The sequence below is a fragment of the Streptomyces sp. ISL-12 genome, assembly GCF_018614415.1.
Taxonomy (GTDB): Bacteria; Actinomycetota; Actinomycetes; order Streptomycetales; family Streptomycetaceae; genus Streptomyces.
Map to the genome: position 1 here is coordinate 1 of NZ_JAGGOO010000044.1, position 23,724 is coordinate 23,724.

Genomic DNA, 23,724 nt, shown 5'->3' on the forward strand with positions numbered 1-23,724 from the left:
CAACGACCCGAGCAGCAGCGGTCGTTCGCGGTCCTGGCCGTAGGTGGCCAGGATCGCTTGGGCCTCGATGGGGTCGCCCAGTGCGGTGCCGGTGCCGTGTGCCTCCACCGCGTCCACGTCACCCGGCGTCAGCCCGGCCTCCGCCAACGCCCGCCGGATCACCCGCTGTTGGGAAGGACCGTTGGGAGCCGTCAGGCCGTTGGAGGCACCGTCCTGGTTGACCGCGCTGCCGCGCAGCACCGCCAGCACCCGGTGACCCAGGCGTTCGGCGTCCGACAGCCGCTCGACCAGGACCACGCCCGCGCCCTCGGCCCATCCGGTGCCGTCCGCCGAGGCGGCGAAGGACTTGCAGCGGCCGTCCGCCGACAGGCCCCGCTGCCGGGAGAACTCCACGAACGCCTCGGGCCCGGCCATCACGGTCACGCCACCCGCGAGGGCCATCGTGCACTCGCCGGAGCGCAGGGCCTGGGCGGCCAGATGCAGGGCCACCAGCGACGACGAGCACGCCGTGTCGATGGTCACCGCGGGTCCCTCGAAGCCCAGCGCGTACGACACCCGGCCCGACAGCACACTGCCCGCCCCGCCGGTCATGAGGTACCCCTCGGAGCCGTCGGGGGCGGTGCGCAGGCGGCTGGTGTAGTCGTGGTTGACCATGCCGGCGAAGACACCGACGTCCTGGCCGCGCAGGGCGGTGGGATCGAGGCCGGCCCGCTCCAGCGCCTCCCAGGACGTTTCGAGGAGCAGCCGCTGCTGCGGGTCCATCGCCAGGGCCTCGCGCGGGGAGATGCCGAAGAACTCCGCGTCGAACTCGCCCGCGTCGTAGAGGAAACCGCCGCGCCGCGTGTAGCTGGTGCCGGCGTGGTCGGGGTCCGGGTCGAAGAGCGAGTCCAGGTCCCAGCCGCGGTTCGTCGGGAACTCGCCGATGCCCTCCTCCCCGGCCCGCAGCAGCCGCCACAGGTCCTCCGGGGAGGCCACGCCGCCCGGCAGCCGGCACGCCATGCCGACGATGGCGACCGGCTCGCCGGGATCGGCCGCCCGCCGGGCCGGGCCGTCGTGTCCGGCGGTGTCGTCACCGAGCAGCCGGGCGCGCAGGAACGACGCGAGCGCGGCCGGTGTCGGGTGGTCGAAGGCGAGGGTGGTGGGCAGGTCGGCGCCGGTCAGGTCGTGCAGGCGGTTGCGGAGCCGGACCGCGTTCAAGGAGTCGAAGCCGAGGTCCTGGAAGGGCCGTTCGGGGTCGATCGCCGAGGCGTCGTCGTGTCCGAGCACGGCGGCGGCGCTGGTCAGCACCAGGTCAAGTGGTGTGTCGCCGACCGATCCGGGCACGGGTACCGGCTGCGTTTCAGGCATCGGCTGCGACGCGGGTGCCGGGTGGGCCGTCGGGTGCGGGGCGTCCGGCCAGTACCGGCGGTGCTGGAAGGCGTAGGTGGGCAGGTCGTCGACCGTGCGGTGCGGGGCCGCCGGGAGCAGGGCGGAGAAGTCGACGGGGACGCCGCGGACGTGCAGCCGGGCCAGCGCGGTGACGGCGCCGATCCGCTCGTCCTCGGCGTCGCGGTGCAGCGTGGGCACGAACATCGCCGGCTCGGCGTCGGGGCCGGACGCCTCCTGGGCCATCGCGGTGAGGACGCCGCCGGGGCCCAGTTCGAGGAAGGTGGTGACGTGTTGTGTGTGCAGGGCGCCGATGACGTCGTGGAAGCGGACGGTGCGGCGGACGTGCTCGACCCAGTAGTCCGGGGAGCACAGTTGCTCCGGGGTGGCCGGCTCGCCGGTGACGCCGGAGACGACGGGAATCGCCGGGAGCGCGTACGACAGCCTGGCGACGACCTCGCGGAACGCGTCGAGCATGCCGTCCATGTGCGGGGAGTGGAAGGCGTGGCTGACCCGGAGGTGCCTGGTGCGGTGGCCGCGGGCCGCGCACGCGTCGGTGACGGCCGTCACGGCGTCCCGGTCGCCGGAGACCACGACGGAGGCGGGCCCGTTGACCGCCGCGATGCCGACGGTGCCGGGGGTGTCGGCGAGCAGGGGCCGGACGACGGACTCGGGGGCGTTGAGCGCGGCCATCGCCCCGCCCGGCAGGGCCTGCATCAGCCGTCCGCGTGCCGCCAGCAGCGTCACGGCGTCCGGGAGGGACAGCACGCCCGCCACGTGCGCCGCCGTCACCTCGCCGACGGAGTGCCCGGCGAGCCGGTCGGGGCGGACGCCCCAGGACTCGTAGAGCCGGAACAGGGCGACTTCCACGGCGAACAGGCCGGCCTGCGCGAACACCGTCCGCTCCAGCTCGTCCGGGTCGTCGCCGAACACCACGTCCCGGACGGACCGGGTGACGTGCCCGGCGTCCAGCAGGTGCCGGTCCAGTTCGGCACAGGCGGCGTCGAAGGCGTCGCGGAAGACCGGGTAGTGCTCGTGCAAGCGGCGGCCCATGCCGGTGTACTGGCTGCCCTGGCCGGTGAAGAGCACCGCGAGCTTGCCGGGACGCGCCACTCCGCGGGCGTGCCGGGGGTGGGCGAAGGCGTCCAGACCGTCGAGCAGCGCGGTGCGTCCCGCGCCCACGACGACGGCACGGTGGTCGAACGCCGTCCGGGTGGAGAGCAGTGCGTGGGCGACGACGGCGGGGTCGGCGTCCGGGTGCCGCCGGGCCCACTCCGCGAGCCGGTCCGCCTGCCCTTCCAGCGCCTCGGGGCTGCGGGCCGAGAGGATCCAGGGGACGGCGGGGGGCACGGCCGTGGGCGCGGGCGTGGGCGCGGGCGTGGGTGAGTCGTCCGTACTGGTGTCCGTGTCAGGTGCCTGCTCGACGATGACGTGGGCGTTGGTGCCGCTGACGCCGAACGCGGAGACGCCGGCCCGGCGCGGCCGCTCGGTCTCGGGCCAGGACCGCTGCTCCGTCAGCAGTTCCACCGCGCCCGCCGACCAGTCCACCTGCGGGGTGGGGGCGTCGACGTGCAGGGTGCGCGGCAGGATTCCGTGCTGGAGGGCCAGTACCGTCTTGATGACGCCCGCGACGCCCGCGGCGGCCTGGGCGTGCCCGATGTTGGACTTCACCGAGCCCAGCCACAGCGGCCGGTCCGCGGGCCGGTCCTGACCGTAGGTGGCGAGGACGGCCTGTGCCTCGATGGGGTCGCCCAGCGCCGTGCCGGTGCCGTGCGCCTCGACCACGTCCACGTCGGCACCGGTCAGCCCGGCGCTGCGCAGCGCCTGCCGGATGACACGCTGCTGGGAGGGGCCGTTGGGAGCGGTGAGGCCGTTGGACGCGCCGTCCTGGTTCACCGCGCTGCCGCTGACGAGGGCCAGCACCTGGTGACCGTTGCGCCGGGCGTCCGACAGCCGCTCCACGAGCAGCACGCCCACGCCCTCGGCCCACCCGGTGCCGTCCGCCGACGCGGCGAACGCCTTGCACCGGCCGTCGGCCGACAGACCCCGCTGCCGGGAGAAGTCGACGAAGGCGTCCGGCGCGGCCATCACCGTGACCCCGCCGGCCAGCGCCATCGAGCACTCGCCCGCCCGCAGCGCCTGCGCCGCCAGGTGCAGGGCCACCAGCGACGACGAGCAGGCCGTGTCGATGGTCACCGCGGGCCCTTCGAGACCGAGGGCGTAGGCCACCCGGCCGGACAGCACGGCCGCGGAGATGCCGGTGATGCGGTGCCCCTCGACCTCCCCGGAGACCTCGCGCAGGCGCAGCGCGTAGTCCTGGGTGTTCATGCCGGTGAACACACCGATGTCGCGGCCCGCCAGGGTCGTCGGGTCGATGCCGGCCCGCTCGAACACCTCCCACGACGTCTCCAGGAGCAGCCGCTGCTGCGGGTCCATCGCCAGGGCCTCGCGCGGCGAGATGCCGAAGAAGCCCGCGTCGAACCCGGCGGCGTCCGTCAGGAACGCACCGTGCCGGGCGTACGACGTGCCGGGGTGGTCGGGGTCGCCGTCGTAGAGCGCGGACAGGTCCCAGCCGCGGTCGTCCGGGAAGTCGCCGACCGCGTCACCGCCCTCGCTGATCAGCCGCCAGAAGTCCTCCGGGCTCTCCACGCCACCGGGGAAGCGGCAGCTCATCGCGACGATGGCGATGGGCTCGTCGGACGTCCCGCGCGGGGTGGCGGACGGTGCCGCGGAGGCGCCGGCATCCGCCAGGAGCTCCGCGAGCAGGTGCCGGGTGAGGACGTCCGGGCTCGGGTGGTCGTAGAGCAGGGTGGCGGGGAGCCGGAGTCCGGTGTCCGCGGCGAGCCGGTTGCGCAGTTCTACGGAGGTCAGCGAGTCGAAGCCCGCCTCACGGAACGCCCGGCCGGCGGCGACGGCGTCGGCGGACGTGTGTCCGAGGACGTGCGCGGCACGGTTCCTGACCAGGTCGAGCAGCGTCTCGTGCCGCTCATCGGGCGTCAGCGGTGTCAGCCGTCGTACGAGGTCCGTCCCGCCGGCCGCCGCCCGGCCCGCGGCCCGGCGCCGGACCGGCGGCACCAGCTCGCGCAGCAGGGGGGCGACCGGGCCGCCGTCGGGCTCGGCACGCAGCCGCCCGACGTCGAGCCGGGCCGCCACCAGCGCCGGGACGGTGCTGCGCAGACCGGCGTCGAACAGCGCGAGGCCGGTCTCCTCGTCCAGCGCCGCCATCCCGAACCGCCGGGAGTGCTGCCGCAGGTCGGAGTCGGTGAGGTGGGCGGTCAGTTCGCTGGTGGCCGCCCAGTGGCCCCAGGCGAGCGAGGCGGCGGGCAGCCCCGCCGCCCTGCGCCGCGCGGCCAGCGCGTCCAGGAAGGCGTTGGCGGCGGCGTAGTTGGCCTGCCCGGGGTTGCCGAGGACGCCGGCGGCCGAGGAGTACAGCACGAACGCCGCGAGGCCGGTGTCCCGGGTCAGCTCGTCCAGCAGGAGCGCCGCGTCCGCCTTGGGCCGCAGGACGGCGTCCAGCCGCTCCGGGGTGAGGGCGGTGACCACGCCGTCGTCCAGCACCCCGGCGGTGTGGACGACCGCGGTGAGCGGTGCCTCGCCGGGGACCGACGCCAGCAGGCCGGCCAGCGCGGCACGGTCGGTGACGTCGCAGGCGACGGTGCGCACGGTGGCGCCCAGCGCGCCGAGGTCACGCTCCAGCTCGGGCACGCCGTCGGCACCACCACCGCGCCGGCTGACCAGCAGCAGGTGACGTACGCCGTGCTCGGCCACGAGATGCCGGGCGAGCAGGCGGCCCAGGGTGCCGGTGCCGCCGGTGATCAGAACGGTGCCGTCGGGGTCGAGCGACTGTACGGCGTCGACGGTGCCGTCGGGGTCGGGCGGCTCCACGGCGTCGACGGTGCTGTCGGGGTCGGGCGGCTCCACGGCGTCGACGGTGCCGTCGGGGTCGGGCGGTCGAACGGCGCCGGCGTCCGCCGCCCGCACCAGCCTCGGTACGGTGACCCGGCCGGCGGTGAGGGCGAACTGCGGCTCACCGGTGGCGACGGCGGCGGGCAGCAGCGCCTCGGAGGCGGTGTCCCCGTCCACGGCGGCCAGGACCAGCCGCTCCGGTGCCTCCGACTGCGCCGAGCGGACCAGCCCCCAGACAGCCGCGGTGACCGGGTCGCCGACGTCCCGCGTGACGACGACCAGCCGCGCATCCGTCACCGGCAGGGCAAGCCACGCCTGGACCCACGCCAACGCCCGCGAGGTCAGCGCCCGCAACCCCTGGGCGGTGTCCGTCAGATCCACGCGCACATCACTGCGAGCGGCCGACGTCGACAGCTCATCGAGGTCGGCAACGGTGACCAGTTGCCGCGTCGGGTCCGCCCCGGCCTCGACGGCAAGAGGCACCCAGTCGACGCGGAACAACGCGTCCAGCGGCTCCACGCCGCCCTGAGCGGCAGCCGACACCAGCTCATCCGCGTCGACCTCACGCGAGACGACCGCCCCGAAGCTGCCGACCGCCCGGCCGGAGGCGTCCGCGAGTTCCAGCGCCGTACCGCCGCTGCCGTCCGGAGCGATACGCGCCCGCACAGAGGTGGCCCCGGCCGCTGCCAGGTACACGGCACGGTAGGCGACGGACAGCGCGGAGGTGTCACCGCCGGCCCGGCCCACGGCTTCGAGCAGCGCGGGATGCAGCGCGAACCGCTCGGCCTCGTCCCGCTGCTCCTCGTCCACCTCGGCCTCGGCGAACACCTCCTCACCACGCCGCCACGCCGCACGCAGCCCCGGCACCGCCGGATCCACCTCGACGGGCACCGCCCCGGCCGGCGGCCACACCGACAGGTCGATGCCGGGGACGGCGTCCGGACGGCCGGCCAGGATGCCGGTGGCGTGCCGGGTCCAGCCGGGGGCACCCTGACGCCGAGAGTGGACGGTCAGCCGGCGCCGGCCGGAGCCGTCCGCCGCGCCGACGGCCACCTGGAGCCGCACGCCCGGACCCTCCGCGAGCACGAGCGGCGTCTCGATCAGCAGTTCCTCGACGGCACCGCAGCCGACCTCGTCCCCGGCACGCACCGCCATCTCGAGGAACGCCGCCCCGGGCACCACCGCGACTCCGTGCACCGTGTGTTCGGCGAGCCAGGGGTGGCTGCTCGACGACAGCCGGGCGGTGAACAGCACCCCGCTCTCGTCGGGCAGTTCGACCCAGGCGTCGAGCAGGGGGTGCCGGGCATCCGTGAGCCCGGCGGCGGCCACGGCACCTGCGGAAGGCATGCTCCGGAGCCAGTAGTGCTGGTGTCGGAAGGGATAGGTGGGGAGGTCGCAGGCGGTGTGTGCGGGTGTTTCGGTGTCGGGTCCGAGGAGGGTGGTCCAGTTGATGGGGAGGCCGCGGGTCCATGCGTGGCCGAGGGAGGTGAGCAGTTGTCGTGTGCCGCCTTGGCCGCGGCGCAGGGTGCCGGTGACGAGGAAAGGCCCCGGTTCGGTGTGTTCGATGGCTGCTTCGATGCTGGTGGTGAGGACGGGGTGTGCGCTGATTTCGATGTAGGTGGTGAAGCCTTGGGTGAGGAGGTGGGTGATGGCGGGGGCGAATTGGACGGTGTTGCGGAGGTTGCGGTACCAGTAGGTGGCGTCGAGGTGGGTGGTGTCGAGCCAATCGGCTTCGACGGTGGAGAGGAAGGGGGTGTGGGAGGTGGTGGGGGTGATGTCCGCGAGGGTGTCGGTGAGGTGTTCTTCGATGGTTTCGACGTGGGTGGTGTGGGAGGCGTAGTCGACGTCGATGGTGCGTGCGCGGATGCCGGCTGCGTCGCAGGCCGCGGCGAGTTCGGTGAGGGCTTGCGGTTCGCCTGCCACGACGACGGAAACTGGTCCGTTGACGGCGGCCGTTTGGATGCGGTTGTTCCAGGGGGCGGTGAGTTCCTGGGCCTGGGCGAGGGTGCATGCGAGGGACATCATGGCGCCGTGGCCGGAGAGGCGGGCGGCGATGGCCTGGCTGCGCAGGACGACGATTTTGGTGGCGTCCGCGAGGGACAGTGCGCCGGCGACGTGGGCTGCCGCGATCTCGCCCTGGCTGTGTCCTATGACTGCTGATGGCCGTACGCCTGCGGTTTGCCACATGCGTGCCAGGCCGATCATGACGGCGAAGGTCACGGGCTGGATGATGTCGACCCGGTCCAGGGGGAGTTGTCCGTGGATGGCGTCGAGCAGGGACCAGCCGGTGAGTTCGTCCATGACGGCCGCGCACTCGTTCAGTGCCTGGGCGAAGACGGGTGAGGTGCCGGCGAGTTCGGCGCCCATGCCCGCCCATTGTGTGCCCTGGCCGGGGAAGACGAATGCCACCCGTCCTTGTACGTCCGCCCGGTTGCTTTCGGTGCCTTCGGCTACGGCTTCCAGTGCGGCGAGGGCTTCGGCCCGGTCGCCGGCCACCACCACCGCACGGTCCGGCAACCCCGCCCGACCGCTCACCAGTCCCGCGGCGATCGCACCCAGATCCAGCTCAGGACGTGTCCGTACGAACTCGGCCAGTTGGCGTGCCTGGGCGCGGGTGCCCTGGTCGTCGGCTGCGGAGATCAGCAGGGGCAGGGGTCCGTCGGAGTGTGGGGCGGGGGTGTGGGACGGTTCGGGGACGTGTTCCAGGATCACGTGGGCGTTGGTGCCGCTGACGCCGAAGCCGGATACGGCCGCGCGGCGGGGCCGGTCCGTCTCGGGCCAGACGCGTTCCTCGGTCAGTAGTTCCACCGCGCCCGCCGACCAGTCCACCTGGGGCGACGGCGCGTCCACGTGCAAGGTGCGCGGCAGTGTTCCGTGCCGCATCGCCATGACCATTTTGATGACGCCGGCCACTCCGGCGGCGGCCTGCGCATGTCCGATGTTCGACTTCAACGAGCCCAGCCACAGGGGCCGTTCGCGGTCCTGTCCGTAGGTGGCCAGCAGGGCCTGTGCTTCGATCGGGTCGCCCAGTGCGGTGCCGGTGCCGTGTGCCTCCACCGCGTCCACATCGGCAGGGGTCAGGCCCGCGCCGGCCAGCGCCTGGCGGATGACGCGTTGCTGGGAGGGGCCGTTGGGGGCGGTGAGGCCGTTGGAGGCGCCGTCCTGGTTGACGGCGCTGCCGCGCACCACCGCCAGTACCCGGTGCCCCAGCCGTTCCGCGTCCGACAGGCGCTCCACCAGCAGCACGCCCGCGCCCTCGGAGAAGCCGGTGCCGTCCGCCGACGCGGCGAACGCCTTGCACCGGCCGTCGGCCGACAGGCCCCGCTGCCGGGAGAACTCCACGAACGACTCGGGTCCGGACATCACCGTCACACCGCCGGCGAGCGCCATCGAGCACTCCCCGGCCCGCAGCGCCTGGGCGGCCAGGTGCAGGGCGACCAGCGATGACGAGCACGCCGTGTCCACCGTCACCGCGGGGCCTTCGAAGCCGAGTACGTAGGACACGCGGCCCGACGCCACGCTGGCCGTCGTCCCGGTCATGAGGTGGCCTTCGAGATCGCCGGTGGCGCCGGCACCGTAGCCCTGGTGCATCATTCCGGTGAAGACGCCGATGTCCTTGCCGCGCAGGGCGGTCGGGTCGATGCCGGCGCGTTCGAACGCCTCCCAGGACGTTTCCAGGAGCAGCCGCTGCTGCGGATCCATCGCCAGGGCCTCGCGCGGGGAGATGCCGAAGAAACCCGCGTCGAAGTCGCCCGCGCCGTGGAGGAAGCCGCCCTGGCGGACGTAACTGGTGCCGGGGTGGTCGGGGTCCGGGTCGAAGAGGTGGTCCAGGTCCCAGCCCCGGTCCGTCGGGAAGGGACCTGTGCCCTCGCCGCCGGCCCGTACCAGCTCCCACAGGTCCTCCGGGGAGGCGACACCGCCCGGCAGGCGGCAGGCCATGCCCACGATGACGACGGGGTCGTCGGCCGTGTGCGGCAGCGGAGCGGGGGCGGTCGGGGCGGTGCCGGCCGGGGTGGTGCCGCCGGACAGTTCACGGCGCAGCAGGCCGGCCAGGGCCTGCGGGGTGGGGTGGTCGAAGGCGGAGGTGGCGGGGAGGCGGAGCCCGGTGGCCTCGGTGAGGCGGTTGCGCAGTTCCACCACGGTGACCGAGGTCAGGCCCAGGTCGGTGAAGGGGCGTCCTGGCTGGACGGCCTGCCTGCCGGTCAGGCCGAGCAGGTCGGCGAGCTGGTCGCGGACCAGGTCGGTGAGGAGCCGGTCGCGGTCGGCGTCCGGAACGTCGGCGAGGCGCTCGCGCAGGGCGTTCGTGACGGCCTCGTCCGCGGTGGCGGTCCGGGCCGGCACGTCGATCAGGTCGTGCAGGAGCGGTGAGCCGGGAGCGGCGGACGGGTCGAGCTTCATCACGACGAGCTGGGCGTCGTCCACGGTGAGGGCGGTGTCCAGGGCGGCCATCGCCTGCTGCTCGGTGAGCGCACCGCTCGTCGCACCGCTCGCCGAGTCACCCTCGCCTTCCCAGGGGCCCCAGGCGAGGGACCGGGCCGGGACACCCTGGGCGCGCAGGTTCTGGGCGTAGGCGTCGAGGAAGGCGGCCGAAGCGGCCTCGGTGGTCTCGCCGGCCGCGCCCAGCAGGCCCTTGGTCGAAGAGGACAGCACGAAGGCGGTGAGGGCGGCGTCGCGGGTAAGGTCGTGCAGGGTGCGGACCTCGGCGGCCACGCGGGTCTCGGAGGGCTCGTCCACGGCGTCCCAGGCGTGGACGACCAGGGTCAGGGGAGAGGGAGCCTTGGCCAGCGCTCGCCTGAGTTTCGCACGGTCGTCGAGGTCGGCCTCCGCGAGCCGGACCTTCGTGCCCTGCCGGGTGAGCCAGGCGCGCAGGCCGGCCGCTGCGGCGCCCTGTCCGGGCGGGGTGATCAGCAGCAGGCTGCGGGCGCCGTGGGCGGTGGCGAGGTGGCGGGCGATCGCCGTGCCGCGCCGGGTGTCGGCTCCGGTGACGACGACGGTGCCCGCGCGGTCGAAGCCTTGATCGGGCTGCGCGGCCGGGTCCGTCGCGGCGTCGAGGGTCACGCGTTCCAGCCGGGGCAGCAGGACGACACCGTCGCGGACGGCGCTCTGCGGTTCACCGGACGCCACCGTGGCGGCCAGGGCGGCCGTGGCCGCGTCGTCGGCGTCGTCGGCCGCGTCGTCCAGGTCCACCACGGCGACGCGGCCGGGGTGGGCGGCCTGGAGGGAGCGGACCAGGCCCCACAGCGCCGCCTGGCCGAGGTCCCGTACCGTCTCGCCCGGGTGGGTGGCCACGGCGCCGCGGGTGAGCACGACCAGCCGGGGGCCGGCCGGATCGGCGGACGTGAGCCAGGGTTCGGCCGTACGCAGGAAGTCGTCGACGCTCGTGCCCGCGGGGACCGGCAGCAGGGCCACGGAGGGCGTGTCGCCGGTCAGGTCGGTGCCGGAGGCCCGGAGGCGGCCGGCGAGGGCGGTGCCGGGGTCACCGAGGAGCGTCCAGTGGCCGCCGGACGGCGCGGGCGCGGACGGCTGGGGAACCCAGTGGGTGCGGAAAAGGGTGTCGTGGTGGGCGTTGCCGACCGCGCGGAGCCGGGCGGGACCGTCCAGGAGCCGGTGCCGGGTGACCTTGCCGGTGGCCGTGCGCGGGATGCGCTCGATCTCGTACAGCTCCTCGGGGACCTTGAAGTACGAGAGCCTCTCGCGGCACAGGGCAAGCGCCTGGGCCGGGTCGAAGCCGCCGGGGGCGGGGACGACGAAGGCGACCGGCACTTCGCCGAAGACGTCGTGCGGCTTGCCGGCCACGGCGGCGTCGGCGACGCCGGGAACCTGGCGCAGCACGTCCTCCACCTCGCCGGGGTGGATGTTCTCCCCGGCGCGGATGATGAGTTCCTTGAGCCGTCCGGTGACGGTCAGGTAGCCGGCGCGGTCGCGGACGGCGAGGTCGCCGGTGTGGAACCAGCCGTCGCGCAGCGCCTCGGCGGTGGCGTCGGGCTGGTCGTGGTAGCCGGCCATGATGTTCGGGCCGCGCACCCAGACCTCGCCCTCGGTGCCGTCGGGCACGTCGAGGCCGGTGCGGTGGTCGACGACCCGCAGCGCCAGGCCCGGCACGGGAAGGCCGCAGGAGCCTTCGACGCGGGCGCCGGTCGGCCAGTTGATGGCGATGGAACCGGAGGTCTCGGTGGAGCCGTAGGCGTCGATGAGGGGGGCGTCGAAGGTCTCCTCGACGGAGCGGCGCAGCGCGGCGGTGAAGACGGCGCCGCCGACCAGACCGACCCGCAGTGGGGGCGCGGTGAAACCCGGGGCCCGCGCGGCGCGGACGAGATAGTGGTAGAGCGTGGGGACACCGGCGATGACCGTGGACCGGTCCTGTTCCCACAGGTCGAGTACGTCGTCGGCGGAGTGGCCGTCGGTGATGCGGGCGGTGGCTCCGACGGCCGTCACGGCCAGCACGCAGACGATGTGGGACAGGCTGTGGAACAGCGGCAGCGGCCACAGCACCCGGTCCTCGGCGGTGAGGCCGAGCGCGGGGACGTAGGCGGCGGCGACCGACCACAGGCAGTTGCGCTGGGTGGCGAGGACGCCCTTGGGGCTGCTGGTGGTGCCGGAGGTGAAGAGCATCCAGGCGACGTCGTCGAGCCCCTGGTCGTCGCGGGCCGGGGTGGCGGGCTCGGTGGTGGCGAAGTGCTCGTAGGCGAGGCACCCGGCGGGGACGGGGCCGTCACCGTCCACCACGATCACGGTCAACGGGCCGGTGCGGGGGGCCAGTCGGCGCACCGCGGGCACGTGGGCGGCGTCGGTGATGACGACGCGGCTGCCGCTGACGGTGAGCAGGTGCTCCAGCTCCGCGGCGGAGAGGTGCGGGTTGACCGGGACGCCGATGCCGCCGGCGCGGACGACCGCGAAGTAGCTCTCCACCGTCTCGACCCGGTTGCCGAGGAACATCGCCACCCGGTCGCCGGGCAGCAGGCCCAGTCCGGCGAGGTGCCCGGCGAGGCGGCGGGTACGGGCTTCCAGACCGGCGTAGCTGACGGCCCGCCGGGCGTCGAGGTAGGCGGTCCGGTCGCCGAAGCGCCTGCTCTGCTCGGTGAGGAGTTCGTGGACCGGACGGATCAACTCGGCACGCAGCATGCTGACTCCACACTCCCGTTTGCTGAGGTACGCGTGCCGCTGCGGCGGCTTGGGCCACGTCCAGCTTCACCCGCGCCGGGCGTCGGGGATCCCCTGAATCACCCCCTCAACTCCCCTTACTTGTGACCTGCGCGGCTTCCTCCGCGGTGTGCGGCGGAACGCCGTTGGTAGGTTCGCCGCACTTCCGGAGGGAGGGCCGATGCGCACGTCGCAGGCGGATGTCCTGATCGTCGGGTACGGGCCCGTGGGTCAGGTGTTGTCGGTACTGCTGGCCGAGCGGGGCCGGCGCGTGACGGTGGTCGAGCGGTGGGAAGCCCCCTACACGCTGCCGCGGGCGACCAGTTTCGACGGCGAGACGGCGAGGACGCTGGCGGCGCTGGGGGTGGGCGACGCGTTCGCGGAGATCGGACTGCCGGCCGACGCCTACGACTGGCGCAACGCCGACGGCGCGTCGCTGCTCCGCGTCGAGCTGGCGCGGCGGGGCGCGCACGGCTGGCCGGAGACGACGACCATGCACCAGCCCGCCCTGGAGGAGGCACTGTCCGCCCGCGCGCGGCGGCTGCCGGACATCGAGGTGGTGCGCGGGTGCACGGTGACGGAGCTGTCCGACGACGGGGACCGGGTGGAGGTGACGGCGGCCGACGAGGCGGGGCGGGAGCGGCGGTGGACGGCGTCGTGGGTCGTCGGGTGCGACGGCGCGAACAGTTTCGTACGGGAGCGGCTGGGGGTGCGGTGGAACGACCTGGGCTTCTCCTACGACTGGCTGCTGTGTGACGTGACGCTGGACGTGCCGAGGGAGTTCTCGCCGCTCAACGTGCAGTTCTGCGATCCCGCGCGGCCGACGACGGCGGTGGGCAGCGGACCCGGCCGCAGGCGCTGGGAGTTCATGCGGCTGCCCGGGGAGAGCGTGGCCGAGCTGAACCGGGAGGAGACTGCGTGGCGGCTGCTGGCGCCGTTCGACGTGACCCCGGCCAACGCCACGCTGCGGCGGCACAGCGTCTACCGCTTCCAGGCGGCCTGGGCCGAACAGTGGCGGCGCGGCCGGGTGCTGCTCGCGGGGGACGCGGCCCACCTGATGCCGCCGTTCACCGGCCAGGGCATGTGCGCGGGCGTCCGGGACGTGCTGAACCTGTCGTGGAAACTGGACCTGGTGCTGAGCGGCGACGCCGGTGAGGAACTGCTGGACACGTACGGCCCCGAGCGCGCCGGACATGTGCGGGAGGCGGTCGGCACGGCGGTGCGGCTGGGCAAGGTGCTCTGCGTGACCGACCCGGCCGCGGCGGCGGCCAGGGACGCCGCGCTGCTGGCGGGCGCGGACACCGGCCGGGGCGGCGGCGTCGGCGCGCCGCTGCGGACCGGGCTGCTGTACACCGGGGCCGGCGCGGAACCGGTGCCGCCGGCCGGGGAGGTGGTGCCGCAGGGCCGGGTGCGGCTGGGAGGTGTGACCGGGTACTTCGACGAGGTGGTCGGCACCGGTCCGGTGCTGCTGGGGTCGGCCGCTCCGGCGGCGGCACTCGACGGACCGCGGCTCGCCTCCCTCACCGGGCTCGGCACCCGGATCGTGCACCTGGTGGCGGACGGGGCCCCGGACGCCGGGGCCGCGCCGGACGCCGCCGTGGACGTCGACGGCGTGTATCTGCCGCTGCTGCGGGCGGCTCGGGCGCGGTACCTGCTGGTGCGCCCGGACCACCACGTCTACGGCCCGGCCCGCACCTCACGTGAACTGGCGGCGCTGGTCGACGCGTTCCGTGCGGGGCTGACCGGCCGGCCGGTCACAGCAGGTAGGGCAGTTCCTGGCGCCGTTTGACGTTGACCTTGCGGAAGACGCGGGTGAGGTGCTGCTCGACGGTACTGGCGGTGATGTACAGCTTGGCGGCGATCTCCCGGTTGGTGTACCCCTTGGAGGCCAGTGCCGCGATCTTGCGTTCCTGCCGGGTCAGCGAGGAGACGCCCTCGGGGCGTTCCTCCGCGCCGGCGGCGGCGGGCGCGGCCTCGGAGCCGGCCGGGTCGAGGGCGGCCTTGCGGCACAGGTGTTCGGTGCCGGTCTGCTTGGCGAGGTGCCAGGCCCGGTGCGCCACCCGGCGGGCGTTGCGCTGGTCGCCGGCGTCCCGGAAGGCGGCGCTGAGGTCGATGAGGGCGCGGGTGAGTTCGTAGTCGTCGCCGCTCTCCTTGAGCATGTCGACGGCCTCGGTGAGCAGTTGCGGGCGGCGGGTGACCCGGCTCACCGCGGCCAGGGTGCGCAGGCTCTGCCCGCGTTCCCGGGAGGGGCCGGGGAGCAGCCGGGCGAGCTGTTCGCGTACCAGGCGTTTGGCCTGTTCCTGGTCGTTCTGGGCGAGCCAGGCCTCGGCCGCGCTGAGGCGCCAGGGGACCACGTCGGCACCGGGCCTGCCCCAGGTCTCGGCGAAGCGGCCGCAGGCGAGGAAGTCGGCGAGCGCGGCCTGCGGATGGTGGGTGGCGAGCCGGTAGTGGCCGCGGGCGTGCAGGTAGGCGGCGCCGTGGCGGCTGTGCAGGGCGTGTTCGGGCAGCGGCAGCGCCACGTACTTCTCGGCCGCCGCCAGGTCCCCGGAGCGGGTGGCGGCCAGGACGGCGCAGGCCAGCACGCCGGCGAGGCCGACCCCCCAGCCCTGCGGCGGGACGAGGGACAGGGCGTGGGCGGCCAGGTCGCGGGCGCGGGTGAGGTCGCCGCGCCGCAGGTGGGCCTCGACGCGCACGGCGAGGAACCGGGCCTGCGAGGCGACGGCGTGGTGGGCGGCGGTCTCGGCCTCCAGTTTCTCGCACCAGGCGACCACCTCGTCCAGTCGGCCCGCGTGGCACAGGCCGCGCAGGGCCAGCACCCCGGACTCCACGTTCCACAGCGAGTCGTGGTCGAGGTGGTAGGTGCTCAACAGGAGTTCGGCGCGCTGGACCAGCTGGTCGTCGCGCCCGTCGACGTAGTCGTCGGACAGGGCGACCGCGGAGGGCAGCCACGGGTCGTGGCAGGGGACGGCCGCGGGGGTGGCCGCGGCGACGGAGTGGGCGAGTCTGCGCAGGCCGGTGTGGAGGGGGTAGGCCATCGCCGCCCAGCTCGTCAGGGAGCGGATGTCCTCGGTGCCGGGGCCGGGCCCGGTGTCCTGCCGGTACCGGGTGCGCAGGACGTCGAGCAGGGCGGTCAGGTCGTGCAGGGCGCCGGTGTCGGCGAGACCGAGGACGAGGTCGGAGACGCCCCGCCGGTCCAGGTGGCCGGCATGGAAGTCGTCGAGCTGGGGGCGGAGGTGGCGGACGGCCGCCTGCGGTTTCAACTGCCGTTCCAGGCGGCTGAGCCGGGTCCGGACGCGGGCGGCGGTGGTGCCGTCGGTCCGGGTGCGCCGGGCGAGGCCGAGGCAGCTGAGGGCGGTGCCGACGTCGCCGGCCGCCAGTGCCTCCTGGGAGGCGGTGAGAAGCACGTCGATGCCGTCGTCGATGCCCGCGTCCCCGGCGCTGGTGAGCTGCCGGGCGACCGTGAGCGCGGAGGCGCCGTTCTCCCGCAGCAGTTCCGCGGCGGCGTGGTGCAGCGCGGTGCGGTCGGCGGCGGGCAGGTTGTCCAGGACGGCGGCGGCACCGGCCGGATGCCGGAACGCGTACCGCTCGGCGCGCGCCGGTGCCGCGGCCTGGGCCGCCGACACCATGACACCGGTACCGGGCGGGCCCGCGTGGGCGCTCGGCACGTGTGTGTGGGCGCTCAGCATGCCCGCGTCGGCCAGGGCCCGCAGGGCCCAGCGGGTGGTCTTGGTGTCCTGCCCGGCCAGCGCGGCCACGTCGGCCGGCTCCGGGGCGCCGCCGAGCACCGCGAAGGAGCGGACCACGGCCGGTATCGGCGGCCGGGCGTGGGCCACGAGGTCGAGGAGCGCCTGTCCGTACCCTTCCGGGTGGCCGGTGCCGCCCGCCTGCTGATCGACGATCAGGGCACGTACGGCCAGCGGGTTGCCGCCGCTGACGGCGTACAGGTCGGCGGTGAGCCGGGGGGTGGCGGTGCGCGGTCCGAGGAGCCGGGTGGCGAGGCTGTGCACGGCCGTGCGGCTGAGCGGGGCCAGGGGGACGCGGTGGATGTGCGGGCTCGGTGCGAGCCCGCCGAGCAGCGGCGAGCGCGGCCGGCGCATGGTCGGGTCGTCGGTGACCAGTACCAGGATGCGGGTGGAGTGCAGCCAGGCCACGACGCCCGCGAGGAAGTGCAAGGAGGGGGCGTCCACGTAGTGGGCGTTGTCGACACAGATCACCAGGGGGGTGTTTTCGGCCAAGTGGGCCAGTTCCACGGTGAGTTTCTGGAACGCGTCCGCGATCCGGGGGTCCGCGGAGTCCTGGGCGTCAGGGGCGGTGCCGCCGTGGAGGAGGGCGTGCTCGACCGCCGCGGCGAGCAGGGCGCGGAACGCCTCCCGGCGGGCCGGCGGGATGGCCAGGCCGTGGGAGAGCTGGGTCAGCACGCCGAACGGCAGCGCCTCTTCGCGCAGCGACGCGGTGGCCCGCAGGACGCGCGTGGCGCCGGGCTCCAGGGCCTCGAGGAACTCGTGGACCAGTCGGCTCTTGCCGCTGCCGAGCGGTCCCTCGACGACGACCAGCCGTCCTTTGCCGCCGACGGCGTCCGCCAACGACGCGCGCAACGCGGTCAGTGCGGCGTCGCGCTCGACCAGATCACGTCGGCCGGTGACGGCGGCCGTGGAATCGCGGCATTCCAAAAAACTTAATGACATGCCAGCTCCCGACATTCCCTAGTGTTGTGCGGCCGGGCGAAGGGAACACCGCCGCTCAAACTGCTTGACGTACGGGCAGACGACAGCCGTGACGTTTCACGCCACGGCGAGAATGATGGAGGAAAAAGACAGGTAAAAACCGGAGTCTTTTGTGGTGACGGTGCGTGGTCAAGGCGCGGGTGGGCGCGCACCGAATGTGTGGGGGACGTCGAGTGGGCGAGGGGGCACCGAATGGGTGGGGGCAACTCTCGGAATCATGGATAAATCGCCGCGCACCGCAATGTCAAGCGATTGAGTCGTACCTCACGAACCACCCCGGCTTCGCGCGCGGTCCGGGCGCGGCGGGGGGACGTGGGGGAACGGGGCACTCGCGCCGAGTGCCCCGTTCCCCCGGAAGGTCGGCGTCGTGCCGAGCCGATCCGCTGTCAGGCCAGCTGCACGGCTTGCTCGTAGGACAGCCGGGCCCCCCGCTCGCGGAACGCGTTTTCGGCCGGGTGGCCGATGTTGACCAGCAGGACCGACTTCCACCGGCCGTCGGGGAAGAACTCCTCGTCGACGGCGCCCGCGTTGAAGCCGCCCATCGGGCCCGCTGCCAGGCCCGCGGCCCGCACGGCCAGCACGAAATAACCGGCCTGGAGCCTGGAGTTGAGGTCCATCTGGGTCACCCGCAGGGCCTCGTTGGACTCCAGCATCGCCCGGAGCTGGGGGTTGGACGGGGCCAGGAAGGGGACGTACTCCGCGTACTGCGTGTCCGCTGCCAGCACCGCGGTGACCGGGGCCGACGCGGTCTGCTCACGGTTGGGCGGTGCCACGCAGTCGAGGAGCCGGCGCTTGCCGTCCTCGGTGCGGACGTAGAGGATCCGCAGCGGGTTGATATTCGCCGAGGTCGGAGCCCACTTGAAGAGTTCGTAGATGGCCTGCAGGCGGTCGTCCCCGACCGGCTCGTCACGGAAGCCATAGGCCGTCTTCGCCTCGGTGAACAGCAATGCCTGCCCCTCGGGGGAAAGCGCGTACAAGCTCTGGTCCACTTCGGAGACCAGGGTGCTGTCCGACATATCGAAATGCTCCTCTTTTACGGTACACGCGATGCCTGATTGCCTGTCACAGCGTACGCGTTCCGCGAGCCCGTCCACAGGCCGAACCCGCTGTTGGGAAGGGGCGTTTGTCCGCCGGAAGAAAATGGCGCAAGGGCATCGGTGCGGTCTACCGCCGGGCTGATCACCTGTGGCAGGCTTCGCGCATGCGCCCGCCGACGATCCGCCGCCGCGACGAGTGGGCGGTCCTTTGAGGGCCGCCGTGCTGACGGAGCCCGGCGTGCTGTCCGTGACCTCCGTGCCGGACCCCGTGTGCGGTACCGGAGAGGTACTGATCAGGATGCGCGGCACCGGCCTGTGCGGCTCCGACCTCGCGGTGTACGCGGGACGGCGGCCCCCGCCGCGCCGGCCGTGGATCCTGGGCCACGAGGGCGCCGGCCGCGTGGCCGGGATCGGCGCCGGCGTCGAGGGCCTGACGATCGGTCAGGACGTGGTCATCGAGCCGGACTACTGCTGTCTGGCGTGCCCGCCGTGCCGGGAGGGACGGACGTCGGCCTGTGCCGGCCGGGCCGCGGTCGGGCTGACCGTGCCGGGGCTGCTGAGCGAGTACGCGGTGGCGCCGGCGGAGTTCGTGTGGCCGGTCGCTCCCGACGTGCCGCTGGAGGATCTGGTCTGCGTGGAGCCGGCGACCGTGGCATGGGCGGCGCTGCGCCGCTCGGGCATCGCGCCCGGCCTCTCCTGCCTCGTGACCGGTGCCGGCTCGCAGGGCCTGCTGCTGTGCCGGGCACTGGTCGAGCACGGGGTGACGGTGTACGTCCAGGAGCCCAACGCGGCCCGCCTGGAACGGGCTTGTTCCCTGGGGGCGCTGCCGGCGCCACCGGGCGGTGGGACGTTCCCGTACCTCTTCGAGACCTCCGGCGCCCCCGGAGCCGTCGAGCAGGGGCTGCGGCGCCTCGCCCCGCACGGCACCGCCGTACTGATCGGCCTCAGCACCGCGCCGCTCGGCCTCTCCCCCCGGGACCTGGTGGCCGGGCAGGTCACTCTCATCGGCAGCATGGTCTACGACCACCCCGGGGACTTCGCCCGGACCGTCGGCGCGCTGCGCTCACCGTCATCGTCCCCCCTGGGCGCGGTGGTCAGCGACGGCTACCCCCTGGTCGACGTCGACGAGGCGTTCGCCGCGGCGGCCACCGCGTCCGGCAAGGTGTGGGTCGACCTCGGGTGACCGGTTGAGGGGGGTGACAGGGGTGTGAACGCCGCTCACGTACAGGGAGACTGTGACGCAGATTGTGACGCTGTACGCAAGTGTTCCCAGCGTGCTCCGTGGTTGCCCGTGGAAGGGACTTCTCAGCGACATGGCCGGTCCGACCGAGCGGAACAGTGCGTGGATCCGCCGCTACCACCCCCGTCCCGACAGTGACGTCCGGCTGGTCTGCCTGCCCCACGCCGGCGGCTCCGCCTCCTTCTACCACCCGGTCTCGGCGGCGATGCCGCCCTCCGTCGACGTCCTGGCCCTGCAGTACCCGGGCCGGCAGGACCGGCGCGCCGAGCCCTGTGCGACCAGCATCGCCGAGCTGGCCGACGAGGCGGTGGCGGAACTGCTGCCCTGGGCGGACCGGCCACTGCTCTTCTTCGGGCACAGCCTCGGAGCGACCCTCGGTTTCGAGATCGCGCGCCGGCTGGAGAACGACCACGGCATCGTCCTGGCGGGCCTGTTCGTCTCCGCCCGGCGGGCACCGTCCCGCGTCCGGGTGGAGACCGTGCACCTGCGGGACGACCAGGGCGTCCTCGCGGAGATACGCCGGCTGAACGGCACGGACGCGGGACTCCTCGCCGATCCGGAGGTGCAGCGGATGGTGCTGCCGGCGATCCGCGCCGACTACCGGGCCATCGAGACCTACCGGTACGAGCCGGGGCCGAAGCTGCGGTGCCCGGTGGTGTGCCTGATCGGTGACGACGATCCCAAGGTGACGCCGGACGAGGCGCGGGCCTGGGCCGAGCACACCGAAGGGCCGTTCACGCTCCGGGTCTTCGACGGCGGCCACTTCTACCTGTCGGCGCACCAGGCCCCGATCATCGCACTGATCGCGGGGCACGCCGCGACGGCCGTACCCCCGGACACCCCTCACCCCACGGCGCAGGGCCCGACGACGATGTAAGGGGGGTACCCCCGCACGGGGCCCGAAAATCTGGGGTTCCCGCGCTGACCTCGTCACTTTAGGGTGCGGTACGTGGAAGACATGACCAGCGCGCTCCTTTCCGAGGACGTCACCCGGCAGGACTGGGCCGGTGTCCGGATTCCCGATTCCTTCCGCGGCATCGTCACCCGCAAGGACGAGACCGACCTCTTCGAGGGGGTGGACTCGGCCGACAAGGACCCGCGGAAGTCGCTCCATCTGGCGGAAGTACCGACCCCGTCGCCCGGCCCCGGTGAGGCGCTGGTGGCCGTGATGGCCTCCTCGGTCAACTACAACACCGTGTGGTCGGCCGTCTTCGAACCGCTGCCGACGTTCCGCTTCCTGGAGCGCTACGGCAGGCTCAGCGCGTCGGCCCGCCGGCACGACCTGCCCTACCACGTCCTGGGATCGGACCTGGCGGGCGTGGTGCTGCGCACCGGTCCGGGCGTCAACGCCTGGAAGCCCGGCGACGAGGTCGTCGCGCACTGCCTCAGTGTGGAACTGGAGTCCGCCGACGGCCACGGCGACACCATGCTCGACCCCGAGCAGCGCATCTGGGGCTTCGAGACCAACTTCGGCGGCCTGGCGGAGATCGCGCTGGTGAAGTCCAACCAGCTCATGCCCAAGCCCGCGCACCTGAGCTGGGAGGAGGCCGCCGCTCCCGGCCTGGTCAACTCCACCGCCTACCGCCAGCTGGTCTCCCGCAACGGCGCCCAGATGAAGCAGGGTGACAACGTCCTGGTCTGGGGGGCGAGCGGTGGCCTCGGCTCGTACGCCACGCAACTCGTCCTCGCCGGCGGCGCCACACCGGTCTGCGTGGTCTCCTCGCCGCAGAAGGCCGAGATATGCCGGAGGATGGGCGCCGAGGCCGTCATCGACCGTGACGCCGAGGACTACCGCTTCTGGCAGGACGCCCACACCCAGGACCCGAAGGAATGGAAACGGTTCGGCGGGCGCATCCGCGAGCTGACCGGCGGCGAGGACGTCGACATCGTCTTCGAGCACCCCGGCCGCGAGACCTTCGGCGCCAGTGTGTACGTCACGCGCAAGGGGGGCACCGTCGTCACCTGCGCGTCGACGTCCGGCTACGAGCACGTCTACGACAACCGGTACCTGTGGATGTCGCTGAAGCGCATCATCGGCTCGCACTTCGCCAACTACCGCGAGGCGTGGGAGGCCAACCGGCTGATCGCCAAGGGCCGGATCCACCCGACCCTCTCCAAGGTGTACGCCCTCGAAGACACCGGCCAGGCGGCGTACGACGTGCACCGCAACCTCCACCAGGGCAAGGTCGGCGTGCTCTGCCTCGCCCCCGAGGAGGGCCTGGGCGTACGCGACGAGGAGACACGGGCCCGGCACATCGAGGCCATCAACCGCTTCCGCGTCACGGACGACCCGCCGCCGGAGGAGACGGCCACTCCCACGACCTGAAACGCACCGGCGCCGGCCCGGGCCGCAAGACACTCGTCGCCGAAGTCACCGGTTCTCTGGGAACCCTTGAGGCCGAGGAGTGCCGGTGTACAGTGAACAACGCCCTTGACCTGCACAAAGCAGGCAGGGAGCCGTCTTCCAGGAGTCCGAGATGCTGCGCACCATGTTCAAGTCCAAGATCTAGCACTTAGGTGTTGTTGCAGGTCAGAGGCTTGATGGCTCCAATCGGGTCAGCAAACGGTCAGCATCGGGCGCGGGAGTGTGCCAGCTTGCTGACCTGGTGGCTGCCATGACGGGGACCGGGACACAGATGCCTTACTCCCGTTCGAGACGTGGGCTGCGTGCCTCGACAGCTCGTCCGCGGCATGGGTCCGGAGCGAGTGGGCTGCGTTCGGAGCCGAAGCGGCGTGCCTTGTGGATGCCGCCTGCCCCCTCCTGCCGCTACCGGGACCTCGCCGGCTCGGTGTCCTTCTCGTCCACTGCGCTGGCGCCATGGGCCTCGGCTTCGACACCGTCGTCATTTCCGACACCGAGACCGAAGCCGCAGCCGACTCCACTGCGGCGGCCCTCCGCGTGACCTGTTGCATCATGATCACCGGCGCCCGCGAGCGGGGCTGGTCCCGGGTCGGAAGGCCAGCCGGTTGCCGCGCCGCCTGGGGGCTGCACGGGCAGGCGATGATGCGCCAAGCACCCACTGGGTGAGATGTCCGAGGGAAGGGCGGGCGGCGCCCGACCCGTACATACGACAGGGTAGCCCCGTATCCGCCACGCCGCCGCCTCCGAGCAGCGATACTGGATGCATGGACACGACGATCACCGCCGCCCGCGCCGAGGTGCTGCGGGACCGCTACCGCAGCCGACTGCCCGAGCGCTTGCAGGAGCTGGCTGGCCCCGTCGAGGGCAACGTGGACCTGCCGCTCCACATCGTCTGGTCCGGGCGGACGAGCTACAGCCTGGACCGTCCGAAGTCCCGCATGACGCTCTACCGGACCGTCCTCGCCGAAGGACTGAGTGAGGACCTGGTGGCCCTCCTGCACCACCGGCTGCTCACCGAGCAGTGGCCCGTGCTGCGGCGCTTGATCAGTCCCTACATCCGCGAGGTCTGGGAGGACGCCTTCCCCGAGCTGCTCCGCACCGCTACGACCAGCGCGACCGCCGCGTGAAGCTCACCCCGCTCCACGAGCGTCTCCTCGCCGACATCCTCGACATCGGCTCCCCCTACCCTCTGGTCCTCACCGGCGGATACGCCGTGCAGGCCCACGGCCTGGTCGAACGCTTCAGCCGCGACCTCGACGTCGCCACCGAGAATTCCGCTCCGATGCAGGAGATCGTCGCCTCACTCACAGCCGGCCTCAGCGCGCGTGGATGGCGGACCACTCACGTCCAGACCGACCCGCTCAGCGGCCGGTTCCTCGTCACCGATGCGGACACCGGCGAGGAGTGCGAGGTCGACGTCCTCAAGGAGGCGTTCTGGGCTCCACCAGCCCAGACCCCCTACGGCCCCGTTCTTTCCCTCGACGACGTGATCGGCACCAAGGTCCGTGCCCTCGCCGACCGCGGCACCGTCCGCGACCTCATCGACGTCCAGGCTGCCTCCCGCCACCGCTCCACCGCCGACCTCGAATCCCTGGGCCGCCGTCGCGCCCACGACGACTTCAGCCTCGAAGACCTCCGGGACCGGCTGATCGGCGCGGACTGGTACGAGGATGAGGACTACACCGCGTACGGGCTCGCCCCCCGGCAGATCGACGAACTCAAGGCGTGGGCGCTGGGGTGGGCGGAGGATCTGGGTGCGCGGATCCATGACGAGAACGCCTGAGAGGCGGTCATCGCGTCCATCACCTCTACCGCCGTTGCAGCGAGAGCATGCGGTGTAGCCAGCAGGTTCCAACCTGGAGCCGTCCACGGTGGGTGGCTGCCCTGCACGACGGAATTGCATGGCGGCCGAGCGATATCCCGCAGTGCGCTCAGCCCGGCGACGTCCGG

At 73.2% G+C, this 23,724-nt stretch carries 10 protein-coding genes; 7 read left to right on the forward strand and 3 right to left on the reverse strand.

What is annotated here, in order from left to right:
* On the reverse strand, positions 1 to 12,393 hold a 12,393-nt coding region (locus J7I94_RS13025), incomplete at its 3' end, for a type I polyketide synthase (RefSeq protein ID WP_215167233.1).
* Positions 12,394 to 12,592: 199 nt separating this feature from the next.
* Here J7I94_RS13025 and J7I94_RS13030 point away from each other — a divergent pair.
* Positions 12,593 to 14,200, forward strand: coding sequence for a bifunctional 3-(3-hydroxy-phenyl)propionate/3-hydroxycinnamic acid hydroxylase (locus tag J7I94_RS13030; RefSeq protein WP_215167234.1), 1,608 nt, complete (start codon positions 12,593 to 12,595; stop codon positions 14,198 to 14,200).
* Here the strand turns inward: J7I94_RS13030 and J7I94_RS13035 are convergent.
* Together J7I94_RS13035 and J7I94_RS13040 are read right to left on the reverse strand one after the other, a co-directional pair.
* Complete coding sequence (locus J7I94_RS13035; protein ID WP_215167235.1) at positions 14,166 to 17,096, reverse strand: LuxR family transcriptional regulator; 2,931 nt, start codon at positions 17,094 to 17,096, stop codon at positions 14,166 to 14,168. The two genes, J7I94_RS13030 and J7I94_RS13035, sit on opposite strands and share 35 nt — an antisense overlap.
* 425 nt (positions 17,097 to 17,521) lie before the next feature.
* Positions 17,522 to 18,151, reverse strand: coding sequence for a malonic semialdehyde reductase (locus J7I94_RS13040; RefSeq protein ID WP_215167236.1), 630 nt, complete (start codon positions 18,149 to 18,151; stop codon positions 17,522 to 17,524).
* Between the two features lie 259 nt (positions 18,152 to 18,410).
* Between J7I94_RS13040 and J7I94_RS13045 the strand changes: the two genes are divergently transcribed.
* The 6 genes from J7I94_RS13045 (at position 18,411) to J7I94_RS13070 (ending at position 23,557) form a co-directional block, all read left to right on the forward strand.
* Positions 18,411 to 19,355 carry an alcohol dehydrogenase catalytic domain-containing protein gene (locus J7I94_RS13045; protein ID WP_308114556.1) on the forward strand — a complete coding sequence of 315 codons (945 nt, stop codon included), beginning with the start codon at positions 18,411 to 18,413 and terminating at the stop codon, positions 19,353 to 19,355.
* Between the two features lie 130 nt (positions 19,356 to 19,485).
* Positions 19,486 to 20,289 carry a thioesterase II family protein gene (locus J7I94_RS13050; protein ID WP_215167238.1) on the forward strand — a complete coding sequence of 268 codons (804 nt, stop codon included), beginning with the start codon at positions 19,486 to 19,488 and terminating at the stop codon, positions 20,287 to 20,289.
* An 81-nt stretch (positions 20,290 to 20,370) separates the two neighbouring features.
* Positions 20,371 to 21,738, forward strand: coding sequence for a crotonyl-CoA carboxylase/reductase (gene ccrA, locus J7I94_RS13055; RefSeq protein ID WP_215167249.1), 1,368 nt, complete (start codon positions 20,371 to 20,373; stop codon positions 21,736 to 21,738).
* Between the two features lie 492 nt (positions 21,739 to 22,230).
* On the forward strand, positions 22,231 to 22,440 hold the full coding sequence (locus J7I94_RS13060; RefSeq protein ID WP_215167239.1) for a hypothetical protein: 210 nt from the start codon (positions 22,231 to 22,233) through the stop codon (positions 22,438 to 22,440).
* Positions 22,441 to 22,538: 98 nt separating this feature from the next.
* Entirely contained in the window at positions 22,539 to 22,901 is a 363-nt protein-coding gene (locus J7I94_RS13065) for a hypothetical protein (RefSeq protein ID WP_215167240.1), read from the forward strand.
* Complete coding sequence (locus J7I94_RS13070; RefSeq protein ID WP_215167241.1) at positions 22,898 to 23,557, forward strand: nucleotidyl transferase AbiEii/AbiGii toxin family protein; 660 nt, start codon at positions 22,898 to 22,900, stop codon at positions 23,555 to 23,557. Before J7I94_RS13065 ends, J7I94_RS13070 begins: the two co-directional genes overlap by 4 nt.
* The last annotated feature ends 167 nt before the right edge of the window (positions 23,558 to 23,724 follow it).